This window comes from Bacteroides sp. OF03-11BH, assembly GCF_003604005.1.
Taxonomy (GTDB): Bacteria; Bacteroidota; Bacteroidia; order Bacteroidales; family Bacteroidaceae; genus Bacteroides; species Bacteroides ovatus.
The window spans coordinates 86920-99261 of the sequence record NZ_QTMW01000006.1 but is presented as its reverse complement, the minus strand read 5'-3'; the positions used below and the strand labels follow the sequence as shown (position 1 = coordinate 99261).

At 40.0% G+C, this 12342-nt stretch carries 12 protein-coding genes; 2 read left to right on the top strand and 10 right to left on the bottom strand.

Translation table 11 applies throughout. The features are described 5' to 3' along the window. Positions 1-47: 47 nt before the first annotated feature. The 10 genes from DXA54_RS06620 to DXA54_RS06575 form a co-directional block, all read right to left on the bottom strand. Positions 48-1619 (bottom strand): ClC family H(+)/Cl(-) exchange transporter, encoded by a 1572-nt coding sequence (locus DXA54_RS06620; protein ID WP_120079115.1) that lies wholly within the window; start codon positions 1617-1619, stop codon positions 48-50. Positions 1620-1709: 90 nt separating this feature from the next. Then, on the bottom strand, positions 1710-4466 hold the full coding sequence (locus DXA54_RS06615; protein ID WP_120079114.1) for an outer membrane beta-barrel protein: 2757 nt from the start codon (positions 4464-4466) through the stop codon (positions 1710-1712). A 48-nt stretch (positions 4467-4514) separates the two neighbouring features. Next, positions 4515-5072: a hypothetical protein gene (locus DXA54_RS06610; RefSeq protein WP_004305707.1), complete on the bottom strand. Its 558-nt coding sequence runs from the start codon at positions 5070-5072 to the stop codon at positions 4515-4517. Positions 5073-5105: 33 nt separating this feature from the next. Continuing rightward, positions 5106-5450 (bottom strand): hypothetical protein, encoded by a 345-nt coding sequence (locus DXA54_RS06605; protein WP_120079136.1) that lies wholly within the window; start codon positions 5448-5450, stop codon positions 5106-5108. Positions 5451-5454: 4 nt separating this feature from the next. Continuing rightward, positions 5455-5994, bottom strand: a complete 540-nt coding sequence (locus DXA54_RS06600) for an RNA polymerase sigma factor (RefSeq protein ID WP_004302175.1) — start codon at positions 5992-5994, stop codon at positions 5455-5457. A 199-nt stretch (positions 5995-6193) separates the two neighbouring features. Continuing rightward, positions 6194-6370: a DUF4250 domain-containing protein gene (locus DXA54_RS06595; protein ID WP_004302174.1), complete on the bottom strand. Its 177-nt coding sequence runs from the start codon at positions 6368-6370 to the stop codon at positions 6194-6196. 61 nt (positions 6371-6431) lie between these two features. Continuing rightward, a complete protein-coding gene (locus DXA54_RS06590) occupies positions 6432-7976 on the bottom strand; it encodes a carboxypeptidase-like regulatory domain-containing protein (protein ID WP_120079113.1) in 1545 nt (514 codons plus the stop codon). A gap of 21 nt (positions 7977-7997) precedes the next feature. Beyond that, the gene (locus DXA54_RS06585) at positions 7998-8852 is read right to left on the bottom strand and encodes a FecR family protein (RefSeq protein WP_120079112.1); all 855 of its coding nucleotides are present in this window, start codon (positions 8850-8852) and stop codon (positions 7998-8000) included. Then, positions 8852-9403: an RNA polymerase sigma-70 factor gene (locus tag DXA54_RS06580; RefSeq protein WP_120079111.1), complete on the bottom strand. Its 552-nt coding sequence runs from the start codon at positions 9401-9403 to the stop codon at positions 8852-8854. The genes DXA54_RS06585 and DXA54_RS06580 overlap by 1 nt, the downstream gene beginning before the upstream one ends. 50 nt (positions 9404-9453) lie before the next feature. Beyond that, a complete protein-coding gene (locus DXA54_RS06575) occupies positions 9454-10713 on the bottom strand; it encodes a carboxypeptidase-like regulatory domain-containing protein (RefSeq protein WP_120079110.1) in 1260 nt (419 codons plus the stop codon). Positions 10714-10881: 168 nt separating this feature from the next. Here DXA54_RS06575 and DXA54_RS06570 point away from each other — a divergent pair, with 168 nt between their 5' ends. Next, entirely contained in the window at positions 10882-11703 is an 822-nt protein-coding gene (locus DXA54_RS06570) for a GNAT family N-acetyltransferase (protein WP_074635568.1), read from the top strand. A gap of 99 nt (positions 11704-11802) precedes the next feature. Continuing rightward, positions 11803-12234 (top strand): hypothetical protein, encoded by a 432-nt coding sequence (locus DXA54_RS06565; RefSeq protein WP_074635570.1) that lies wholly within the window; start codon positions 11803-11805, stop codon positions 12232-12234. Positions 12235-12342: the final 108 nt, after the last annotated feature.

Genomic DNA, 12342 nt, shown 5'->3' with positions numbered 1-12342 from the left:
TCTCTTTCAGCTATTTTTGTATATATCAAAGGATAAGAGCCAGACACTTAATAAATATTCGCCATACTGACTAAAGGTTCATACAGTTTCTCTATATCCTGCGAATCCATCTCTATTTGCACCTGATCGCCGGGCATTAATGTCTGCCCTTTAGAAGGCAAATTCTTCCGGTCACGATGAACATTAATTATCACACAACGCTCCGGTAAACGAAGTTCATCTACTATTTTCCCGTCTAAATAAGAGCCGCTCATTATTTCTACAGACAATGTGTAACGCGGTTCTTCCTTAAATGCAGGCGAATGAATCATATCGTCATACAAAATAACATTGAACGGTTTGATTTGAAGCATTTCCGTAAAATAATAAGTTAATCCTCCTACAACAATAGAAGGATAAAAGACTTCCAAATGCCCCGTAATCTCGGTTATTAGTACAATAGCTGTCAAAGGGGTACGGATTACTGCAACAAGGAATGCAGACATACAAATCAACATGATATAACTAATATTCTCATAAGCAATAACCCCCTGTTGAACCATAATTAATCCCACTATTTGTCCAAGAAGTCCTCCCGTCACCAGCGTCGGGATAAAACTTCCTCCCGGTAAACCCGAAGAAAAAGAAAAAGTGCTAAAAACAAAATGCAACAACATCATGCCGACAATCCAGAGAATATGCGTGTCCGGATGCATAGCTTGTGATAACAAGAACTGTTCCCCTCCTCCGGTCAGATTAAACTCAGCCATAGAAATCAGAAAAGCGATAAAAAGCAAATACAACATCTTCACGTATTCCGGATGCTTAATAGCAGGGTAAATACGTTTCACCTGAAGAGTGGTGACAGAAAAGAACTTTCCAAAGACAGAAACCACTGCTGCCAGCAAAAGAAACAATTTCACTTGCCCCCAGAAAGTCATCTCCGGTACAATAGCATCAATATGAAAATAAGGATTGATCGGGAAAATCCAACTGGCAACTCCACCTGCCACTACTCCTGCCAAAAGAGTGGTAATAGCTGTTTTAGGTGCATCGAACCGCTCGATAGATTCGATCACCAACAATGATGAAGCCAATGGGGCAGCAAAAGCAGCAGCTAACCCGGCACCGGCGCCGGCAGACAATAGTTGTTTCCGTTCACCACTAAGCACCCTCCCCCATTTGGATACCAAATATCCAACATACGAACCTATTTGCACGGAGGGACCTTCACGCCCCAAAGACAATCCAGTACTTAATGCAAGTATTCCACCTACAAACTTTGCCACCAATTCCAGAAAAGGATGTTTATAATCAACCCTGCCATTGATAACTCCACGTGTTTGCGGAATACCCCCACCGGTAATAAGCGGCATTTTCTTTACCAACCAGGATACGAATACAAGTATTCCCCACATCAAAAGAAAAAGAGGTATGTACCAATACCATTTGGGACGAGAATCAAAGAAATCGTGACGGAGATTAAAGAAAAACTGTAATAGGTAATGATAAGGCACAGCCACAAGTCCTGTCAGTAATCCTACGAAGATACTGACAAAATACAGTCGGGCATCAATCAACTTCAGTTTAAAAATGCGCCAACGACCTTTATCTTTTATCATTTTTATCAGTCGAAACATTCAGCCAGCCTTACATTGTTTTTATACGTAGGACATACAACAATCAAAACCCTGCTGTGGTTTTCAAACTAATGAAGATTTAATTTCTAATTATTTTCCCATCATATTCAAACGAAAGATAGCATGCACCATAAAGTAAGAACCCAGTGCATTATAATCAGTGTCACGAATGGCAGTAGCGGTTATCGTGCGAATCATAGAAATGTCCTGATGAAGAATATCATATATTTTGAAGCGGATTAGTAACTGTTTCCTCTTCAAAAAGGCTTTTGACAGCTGACAGTTCCACATGAAATTTGCTTTGGCATAACCCTCATAACCATATCCGGTACGAAGGAAATAAGTCAGGTCATTATATAACTCCATCCCCCAGGGAAGATAAAGCTGCAATTCAGTTCCTGCCTGATAATCAAAAGTTTCAGTACGTTTCTCCCGTACGTCATTATAAGAATTGTTATAAGTCAGGCCAACAAGCCCTGTAAGTTCCATTTGGCGGGTACGATAAGTAATCCGTAGACGTTCACGTCCCGTTAAATGCTGTACAGAAGTTTTCACCGGTTCTTCTTTGTTCAAGGTTGTATAGCCATTCTGATTCCGGTATTGCAGATAGGAGTAAGTACGAAATATCCAGTTACGATTCTTAAAAGGGGTATTGAGAGAAAAAGAACCCATGCCCCGCCAATTACCATTCATATTGACCGGAGATGTAGTTCGTACACCGGTTTCACTATCATAAGTCACCTGATTAGTTATATTGTTAATGGTATTCTCGAATAAAGCGGTAGCTACCATATTTCGCTGATATTTGGTATTATAAGAATTGAAATTCAGCGTAAAAGTATTCATATATGAAGGCTTCAACGAAGGGTTTCCGACACGGATATTCAAAGGGTTGGTACGGTCGGTCACAGGTTGGAGATCACGTATATTAGGCTGTTTCCCTTTTCCCCTATACACAATTTGCAAACGGGTGCGTTTTGAAAACTTATAGCGGAAATTGACAGTAGGCGAAAAATTCATGACCGATCTTTCCAACTGATCTTCGGGAGCATCACTCAACAATGAATGGCTAACAGACTTTTGAGGTTCAAAATCAACACCAATATTATAATTATACTTCTTTTGTGAAGTACGTATGGCAAGGTTCACTAAGTGATTACTGTATTGATTTTCAAAACGGTTACTAGAGTCTTCATCAAAGTCAGGAGCAAACTCTTCCAGTTCCTTATCCCAGTCATAGACAAAACGATCCGAATTGTTCACTCTATACTGATAGCTGTAACGAAGTTGCAGGAAATGCCGCCACGGCAATGGTTCTACATACACCAGTTGCACCCGGTAATTATAGCCGTCAACATCATCCTCTATTTTCTGATTCTGAATCTTCTTCGTATTATTTTTGAAGTACCGGGTGGTGGAAAGGCTCTTTCGGTCTGTAGCTGAAGCATTAGTACCATAGTCTACCTTCAAAGCAACATTTCTCCCCAAACGACTCAATTTCCGGCTAAGTTGCAACATCATCGTCAGATTATACCGGGAATTATGATTGGTGCCGGAGGACTCTCTTTCATTCAACAAGACATCATTCCCCCACCCTTCCTGAAAGCCACTATTCTCTCTGTCATTGGCTGAGAAACGATATTGAGGACGGAAAATCAATGTAGTAACAGAATCCATTTTCCATTCAAGAGAAGCATTGGCTACCAGTTCGTGATTCTGTTGTCGGCTATGACTCGTGCCCAGATTGATTGATTTATCTTCCCGGAGAAAGTTGTCGACTGTGGTACGGCTATCTTCCAAACGATCGGTGCCGACATATTGAATATTTGAACGTAATTTAACGCGCTTCCAATCATAAGTCGCATTAAGCCCCAATGAGCGGGAGGTAGTCAGTCCCATCCGGCTACGGATATTGCCTGTTGAACTGGAAGATTCATTCTGTAATTCCGAGAATCCCTGGTTATTGGTATTATTCAGATTCCCGATAATGGTTAATTGAGAGTTTTCACGAAAACGGTTCAAGGTATTGGCTAATTCATAACGGTCTTTACTTCCATATCCTCCCATAAAATTCTCCATCCAGCCCCGTTTCATATTTTTTTTCACAGACAAGTCCAGAATCATCTCTTCCTCTCCGTCATCTATTCCCGTAAGACGTGCCAAATCCGATTGACGTTCATACGCTTTTAACTTCTCCACCATCTCCACAGGAAGATTTTTAAGAGCAGCTTTCGGATCATCAGAGAAAAACTCTTTACCGTCCACCAAAATCTTTTTTACTTCCTTGCCATGTATTAGCAACTTACCGTCTGCATCTATTTCACCTCCCGGAAGCTGTTTTACCAATTCTTCAAGCATTGAGCCTTCGGGAGTACGATAGCCAGAAGCGTTGAATACCGTTGTATCCCCCTCTGTCACCGCCATTGGAGCCTGCCCTACTACCACTGCTTCATCCAAAGCATAACTTTCCTGAGTCAGATTTATATCCCCCAATTCGTAAGAAGAGCTTTTGCTGGAAATGGAAATGGGATGAAAAACCTGCTTATATCCGACATATGACACCTGTAATAATAAAGACTTCGCTTTAATTGCATGATTAGGAATGGAAACGGAAAGTTGAAATTTACCGATAGCATCCGTAGCGCCGCCGCCCAACAATGTACTATCCGGTAAAGCTAAAAGCCGGACCGTAGCAAACGGTACCGGCTGATAGGTTTCAGTATCAATCACACGACCGGAAAAACGCTCTTTGCCGGACTGAGCAAAAACAGTCAAACTAATCAGTAACAAGACATAACAAGTAATCAAACGGTACTGAAAAGAATAAATATGGCTGTCTATGTTCAAATTGTGTTGATTTAGTAAAATAAAACTATAATAAAATAAACCTAATATTTATTTCTGGTCCGGACGTGGAGCGCGAGATCTTTGCCCCTGGTGATGTCCCTGTCCCGGTTTCTGTCCTTTTCTTCGGTCAAACTCTTTCTTAAACTTATTAGCATTCATCTTCTCCTGCTGATAAATCTTCAAAATCTGCTTCTGCGAAAGTATCTTGCTGAATTCATTGTAATACTTTTCACGAACATCCAGCATTTTACGGCTTTGAGTAAACTGGTTCCGTAACATGGTCGCAATCTCGTCATCAGTCATGGACGGACGTTCTTTCTTAGCGTCTGTGCCTTGTCCTTTAGTTTTCTCTGTTCTCGCCTTATGAGTCATCATACGACATTCACGCAATTCTTTCAGATACTTCTCGTATACCGGAGTAAACTTAGCTGCCGTTGCATCATCCAACATCAATGTTTTTACTATTTGTTTAGTCTGCATCTGCACCATTTGTTCTGGTGTAGGACGCTGTTTTTTTTGTTTGTTATCCGTATTCTGTGCAGACAAAGTCATCTGGCTTCCCATCAGGAGGACGGCCATAATTACATAAATAAATTTAGTCTTCATAATCTTCACGTTTAAAATAATTGATTGAGTTACTTAATTCAAAAATATATCATTTTCAGAGAAGCTGACGAGCTCTTCCAACTCCTCATCCGATAGTTCTTTAATCCATTTATCTACAGATTCTGTACCATTAGCTAATACTTTCGAAGAAGACGTTTTCACCTCATCTGCCTGTCTCAAAGATGGAACAAACAAAAATCCGATCAATACTGCCGCCATGGTAATCACCGTAGAAATAATCAGCTTCATGTGAGATTTCCGCTGTTGCTTCACTCCGGTGCGTTCCATCACCTTTCGTTGCACATCCTCGAAGAATCCATCGGGGGTACGGTAAGGTGTCCGTTTACCAATATCGTCAAAATCAAAATCCTTTTTCATCATTCTATCTGTTTAATATATATTCCTTAATCTTCTCTTTCGCATAGTGGTAATTCACTTTTAGTGTATCCACTTTGCTATCCAGTACACGGGCAATCTCTTCATATTCAAGTTCATCGTAATAACGTAAGTTGAATACAAGCCGTTGCTTTTCAGGCAAACTTAGAATGGCCTCCTGAAACTTCACTGCCAGCTCATTTTCATAATCAATATAATCGGAAGCCTTCAACTTGCCCATCAACTCTTCCTGAACATCTTCTGCAGAAACAACTCCCTCATCTTTACGACCGTTCAGCAAACGTAAACTCTCATTCGTGGCAATCCGGTAAATCCAGGTTGACAGTGAACTTTCTTCGCGAAACTGATCGATATGCCGGAACACCCGGATAAAGACTTCCTGAAGCACATCCTCCGCATCTTCATGAGATACGACCAGTCTACGGATATAATTATATATCGGTACCTGAAAAGAGTCCATCAACATCTTGAATCCCCGTTCGCGATTCGAGGCACAAGCTTCACGAATTTTATTCTCGTTTATCATCAATTCTTTTTCTGAGCTTTATTAGTTAGAACGAAGAAGAGCGGGGAAGTTAAATACGGGAATCCGCATTTTGCTTTTATTAACAAGAAAGAGTAAGAGAGAAGCTGCGCATAAGATATAAAAAGTGCCTCCATATCCTTTGTAAAGGCGATGAAGGCACTTTTAGTAGTTTATCTATAAGTTGTAAACAAGAAAATGATTACCAGAACTTATTGTGTTCCACACTATATTCAAAGCCCACGGCTTTCAACTGATTCACTAATTCATCCTTATCCACATTCATATCTTCACAAAGTTCGTCAAGTGAAGAATAACAATCACGTAACTTCATATTGATGACGCTGAACAACATCATCGGATCTTTTGGTAATTCCATAACATACAATCTTTTAAACCGGATGCAAAGGTACAGCAATCTCATTGAATGACAAAACAAATCAATCTCCTATTTCTTCTATCTTCAAAGAGATTTTTTCTATTAGTTTGCTGATTTCTTCTTCCAATGGGATCACATTGAAGTCTTTCCAAAAGTTCTCATCATATTTGAAATATGTGTCGGAGAAGATTGTACGAGTAGGCAATCTTTCTGTACGGGGAAACGCGACTACCTGTCCGGTTTCCACCTTGCAAGTAATCATCTCAAACCAGATATGAAGATCACGACTGCCAAACAGCATTTTTGTACGTTTCACTTTGAAATGAAGATCGCCCCGGATATGATGTATGTAATAAGTTCCTTGCCACGGTTTATAAGAAATGGTATATACCACTTTTTGAGGAATCATGCGTATGTTGCGTGCGCGCCTTTCGACGAACATACCCGCCGCATTTTTCACATATACAGGATGAACTTCCAGACGGGCTTGCAATAAGGCGCTCGTTTCAGAATCAAGGAATAGTTCTCCGCAAAAAAGAGGTTCACTGATTCCTTTTTTCTGTTCAAAATGCACCACATTTACAAACCGGTCTTCTAAAAATGTCACGCCCTCCGAAGTATAGGTATAAATGCTATTCTCGATACTGGGAATCAGGAATTCGGGCATATCTTTTATGATATCCATCTGAATACAAGCCTGAATTCCCGACTTCACTTTTACCAATAAGCTATCTTTCGCTTCCACATTGCTTAGCCGACTCATTTTCAACAGCTTCACTTGATCTGGCACTGCTGAATGTGAAGATGTCTTATAAACCTTGAACACTGCTTCCGACAAGTTTTGAAATTTGTTTTTCAACTGAACTCCTTCACGATAAAAGGTAGTCAGATACACGGGAGTATGCGAATAGTTCTGTTCCCTCCGTTCAATCATTTCCCTCAAAAGTTTCTTTGGTTCACTTCGACGAATCACTACTTCCTGCAAAGGAACCACTTTAGGTTCGAGACTAAGTATATTGTGCCGTCCAATCAACAAAGCAAACTCTATATCTTGTGAAAGATAACCTATATGAGAAAAGGTAATCGAATCGTTTTTTAAAGAATCGGGTAAGGACAGTTTAAAATCTCCATTCTGATTTGTTATGCTGCCGATAGATGTCCCCCTCACTCCAACAGTAGCTGAAGAGATGGGCACACCCGTCTCCTTATCCAGCAAAGTGCCGGTAATGGAAAAGTTAATAGGCTGCTCCGGAATGGAATCCTGTTGTATATGAATCTTTTTCTCCGAAGGGAGAGTAATCAGAATATGAGTACCAATCACCTGAAACTCCAAACCGGTATCTCCTACTATATCATACACTGCTTGGCGAATAGATCGTTCTCCTCCCTTTATCTTCACGACAACATCATTATCAATAACTTTACTGTCATAAATAAACATATATCCCGACTGTTGGGAGACATTACCTAATAATGAATAAACAGTGCCTTTTGTCTTGGGAAGCCGAACTATCCGTTCCAATACATCGCCCCCATCCGCTCTCATCGTATCGACTACGAAAAAGAGTATGAATAGAATGGATAGATAGCGATAAGCCTGTTTCATTTTCTCAAGTTTAAATGAGTTTTATTCTGATAACAAAAGAATATCCCCTTGCCGGACACATTGCAGACCGAGTGCGCTAGCTATCAGAGTAGCTACGACTTCAGAAGACTCATCAGAAAATTCAACCGTCAGCCTGCGTTCCTCCAATGTAGGTGAAGCCACTTGAATCTGCAAACTATCCGAATTCAAATTCATCACTTTCAGAATGTTCGCCAAAGATTCATCTTTAAAACGTATGTGTTTAAAGAAACTCCCCCACTCTTCATTCTCTTTATCCGCATCGAGAACGACTAATCGTTGCGATTGCACCACTACTGCCTCTCCCGCTTTTACATAACATTCCTGATTTCCTTTTTTTAGAGTAACTTTCACAATCCCTCTTTGTACAGATAAGCGGAACGGAGCATGTTCATCGCTCTGTACACTGAAAGCGGTTCCCAAAACTTCAATTTTAGCTTGTTCCGTATCAATCCAAAAGGGTTGTCCCTGCTTCTTTGCTACGTCGAAGAAAGCATTTCCCTGCAAACTCACTTCCCGTTTATCAGCAATAAAATGCTTCGGATATAATAAGGAGGTTTCCTTTGCCAAAAGTACCACAGAACCGTCTTCAAGAGTCGTTGCCAAAGTGGAAATGCCTTGATTTTCCTGTGTAAGAAAATTCTGTGCCGGTTCTCTTTCAGAACCGGTCATCCAATACAAAGCTCCCCAGACGACGCCTATCAAAACGGCGGCAACTGCTCCGTATCTGATCCATTGTGAATGTTTGCGTATAGAACGGCCTTCATCAACTTTCGCAAGTAAACGGTCATTGTCCAGGCGATTATACAATCGGTTCCATGCCTGATCTGTCTTTATTTTATAAATATCTGTTTTCATCACTTCATGTGAATATAAGTTTCAACTTCTTCTCGTAATGTCCGGAGGGCTTTTGTCATTTCAGCTTCTACTGTTTTTACTGAAAGAGAAAGCTGTGTCGCTATCTCCACATATTTCCGCCCCTCCAAACGGTGCATCTCAAAAATCTGTCGTCTGCGGACTGGCAGCTTTTCAAGAGTGCTATTTATGAATTTCTGTAATTCCTCATACTCCATCTGTTGATGAGGATCTGTCGACTGCTCCGGATTGGAAGTGTTCAATACTGCTTCACGGTATCTGTTCCTAACTTCTTCGTGTTCACAATACTGCAAAGATTGATTGCGAGTCGCCCTGTACAGATAGCTCTTAACGGACTGGAAAATCTGTAAGCGCTCCCTTTCTTTCCAAAGTACATAGAAAAGCTCTTCCACAATCTCTTCCGCTACCGCCATCTGCCCGGTAATGCCTGCCGCATTACAGCAAAGAGGAAAATAGTAACGGCGAAAGAGCTCCTCAAACGCTTTTATATCACCTTCCTTTATCTTTTTTAGTATGAGCAGTTCATCCAGCATACTTGCTTTTCTTTATGATTGACTTCAAATATAAGAAAACTATCCCTATTTCAATTCGATTGCTTTTTCAATTTATCCACTGCGTGCTCTAAAGATTCCGTAGGTTCGATGATATTGTAGTTTCCCCAAAAATCCGGATTCCAGTATTCGTCTACCTTATCATAAAATATTTGATTCAGGCTGAAAGCTTCTTTGTTGGGTATATTCTCCAATACTCCTTCTTTTCTATCGGTCACTACCATTTCGGAAGCTACCGTATAGCTTGTGGAAAACAACTTCCGCTTCCAGTCACATTTAAAACGGATCGTGTTACGAATATAGTTCAGATACGTTTTTCCATCTACATCTTTATAAGTGACCAGGTAAGAGAGTTCTTGCGGTTTGAATCTTAGACCGAGAGGTTTCTTATACAGAATAGCGGTAGTCGCCTTCGATTTATTCTGCATATCCAGACTCATTTCTATACGGGTGAATGACAACCGTTCACGATCGATATACAATTTACCGTATAATAAAGCGTACATAAGAATGACTTTCGGGCGGAAATTAATAACATACTGCATACGATTATCTATAAGCATGGATTCTGCCATCCAGAATTCGTAATTATTCAATTCTTCAAAATCGAGTAACGCTCCCTTGTTCTTCACGACATCCAAAGTGACGCCCAGATTAGGTCCACCCACAACTTTGACAGCTAATGTGTCACTTGCTTTCTGACTAAGCAGACGACGTCCCTTCTCCACTCGCACTTTGTCATAGTTTATATTTCTATTGGTATAGGCTGTTTTGGACACATCGAGCACAGCTTCCGATATACCGATATATCGACGCCCTTTCTGTACGGTTTCCCGGTAAAATCCCGTCAGCATATCACGCTTATCACTATAATTTAAAGGAATCTTATTGATTGCTTTCTCTACAATTATACGTGGATTTTCGGCAAATACCACCACTTCATTCAATAGATTGGAATGAGGCGTCAACCAAACTGTCAACATAGCGGCTGTTTCTTTCTCCAAAGAGATATGAGTATTTACATAACCGATATGTGAAATGTCCAGTTCACGCGGGGTTTCCGTTTTTTTTATCTTCAAAGCAAATTCTCCTTCCGCATTCGTCACAGTACCGATATTGCTACCATGCACCGATACATTTACGTTCTCCAGAGCTTTTTTATTTTGCTTGTCTTTCACCATACCAACGATCGTAAGATAATCTCCGGCATCTCCTTGCGCCCACACAGGATAGCTACAAAGCAGTAACCAAACTGATAGCCATCCAACCAAGTGTTTTTCTACATTCTTCATACTGATGCTTTTTAAAGGTAAATAAATTGCGTTTCTACTAATAAGAGCGCTCAAACCGGAAATACCCTACAGCTTTTACAAAAAAAAAGAAAAAGAAATCAGATTTCAATACCATATCCGGAAATTAATAGTAATTTTCCCGGCAAATTAATGATAAAAGCAATCACTATGATACGCAAATTAGACAAGACCGAATACGCCCTGGCTACATCGTTAGCATTGGAGGTATATATACAATGTGGAGCGGAAGACTTCGATGAAGAAGGTTTGAATTCATTTAAAAGCTTTATCTCCAACGAGCAACTGATGAATGAATTAGTGATTTATGGTGCTTTTGAGGATAAGAATCTGGTCGGCATCATGGGGACAAAGCATGAGGGGAAACATCTTTCTTTATTCTTTATCCGAAAAAAGTACCAATGCAAAGGTATCGGCAAACAGTTATTCTGTTTCGCTATCAATGATTGTCCGGTAGATGAAATGACTGTTAATTCATCCACGTACGCTATTCCTTTTTATCAAAGTCTGGGTTTCGACAAGATTGCCGGGAAACAATGTACCAACGGGATAACTTATACGCCAATGATATTCAAGAGGACAGTCAGAATCAGTTCCATCGCACCTTGTGGAATGGACTGCGCATTATGTTATGCTTTTCAAGATGTAAAAAAGCCTTGCCCCGGTTGTAGAACCCAAACAGGAAAAATTCGGGAAAGTTGCCAAAACTGTATTATTTTCTCATGTGATAAGAAAAAGTATTATTGTTTTGAATGCACAAATTTCCCTTGCAAACGATTAAAAGCACTAGATGCAAGATACCAAAACAAATACAAAATGAGTATGATTATGAATCTTACATTCATAAAAGAACAGGGAGAAGAAAACTTCTTAATATGGCAAAATCATAAATACACCTGCCCCAAGTGCGGAAAACTGCGAACTGTGCATTACGACTACTGTATTCACTGTAAACAACAGAAGTTAACATAACTATAATGAATCCCTCCCGATAGAGCTACAATTATAATTGTTAATTATGCTTGTGAATATGTATTTCATATAAAAATAGTTTCTACCTTTGCGACCGTTATGATGAAGTACATATTCTGTATACTATTAGGCGTATTTCTGAATTGGGGATTCCATCTGATTTCCGATGAAGCACAGGAGGCATACCGGTTAGAAGCCGGTAGTACCAGCATACAAACCTATACCAATTCATACACCTCCAAAACCAGCATCATACAGCTGGATAAAGAACAGAAACTAGTCAAAACAAAAGAATACACCGGAAAGCAAGATTACAATAACGATAATGGTGTTTTAAATCCATTTTCTTTCCGACACCTCTCTCCTTTAAAGATACTACGATTCAATATTCCTTCTGTCACTATCCGTATACTAAGCTCTCTGAAGATTCAGCTTCCTCAAAACCAATGGACAGGTTTTTCATATTATACCAATCTTTTTAAATATTCTGATAGATATCATATCTATTCATTAGGTCACATACTCATTTAGCCATTTTATATTTTTTCCGGCATAAGACTATTCCAGTCTTTGATGTCTCACTTTCTGTTTGCATCCTCCATTTAAGTGAAAAGAGTATTCACTATGGTCTGGAAGCCA

What these genes read in the sequence shown, in the direction of transcription:
- DXA54_RS06620 (WP_120079115.1), bottom strand. Translation starts at nt 1,619, where the DNA reads ATGTTTCGACTGATAAAAATGATAAAAGATAAAGGTCGTTGGCGCATT.
- DXA54_RS06610 (WP_004305707.1), bottom strand. Translation starts at nt 5,072, where the DNA reads ATGAAGACTAAATTTATTTATGTAATTATGGCCGTCCTCCTGATGGGA.
- DXA54_RS06605 (WP_120079136.1), bottom strand. Translation starts at nt 5,450, where the DNA reads ATGAAAAAGGATTTTGATTTTGACGATATTGGTAAACGGACACCTTAC.
- DXA54_RS06600 (WP_004302175.1), bottom strand. Translation starts at nt 5,994, where the DNA reads ATGATAAACGAGAATAAAATTCGTGAAGCTTGTGCCTCGAATCGCGAA.
- DXA54_RS06595 (WP_004302174.1), bottom strand. Translation starts at nt 6,370, where the DNA reads ATGGAATTACCAAAAGATCCGATGATGTTGTTCAGCGTCATCAATATG.
- DXA54_RS06590 (WP_120079113.1), bottom strand. Translation starts at nt 7,976, where the DNA reads ATGAAACAGGCTTATCGCTATCTATCCATTCTATTCATACTCTTTTTC.
- DXA54_RS06585 (WP_120079112.1), bottom strand. Translation starts at nt 8,852, where the DNA reads ATGAAAACAGATATTTATAAAATAAAGACAGATCAGGCATGGAACCGA.
- DXA54_RS06580 (WP_120079111.1), bottom strand. Translation starts at nt 9,403, where the DNA reads ATGCTGGATGAACTGCTCATACTAAAAAAGATAAAGGAAGGTGATATA.
- DXA54_RS06575 (WP_120079110.1), bottom strand. Translation starts at nt 10,713, where the DNA reads ATGAAGAATGTAGAAAAACACTTGGTTGGATGGCTATCAGTTTGGTTA.
- DXA54_RS06570 (WP_074635568.1), top strand. Translation starts at nt 10,882, where the DNA reads ATGATACGCAAATTAGACAAGACCGAATACGCCCTGGCTACATCGTTA.
- DXA54_RS06565 (WP_074635570.1), top strand. Translation starts at nt 11,803, where the DNA reads ATGATGAAGTACATATTCTGTATACTATTAGGCGTATTTCTGAATTGG.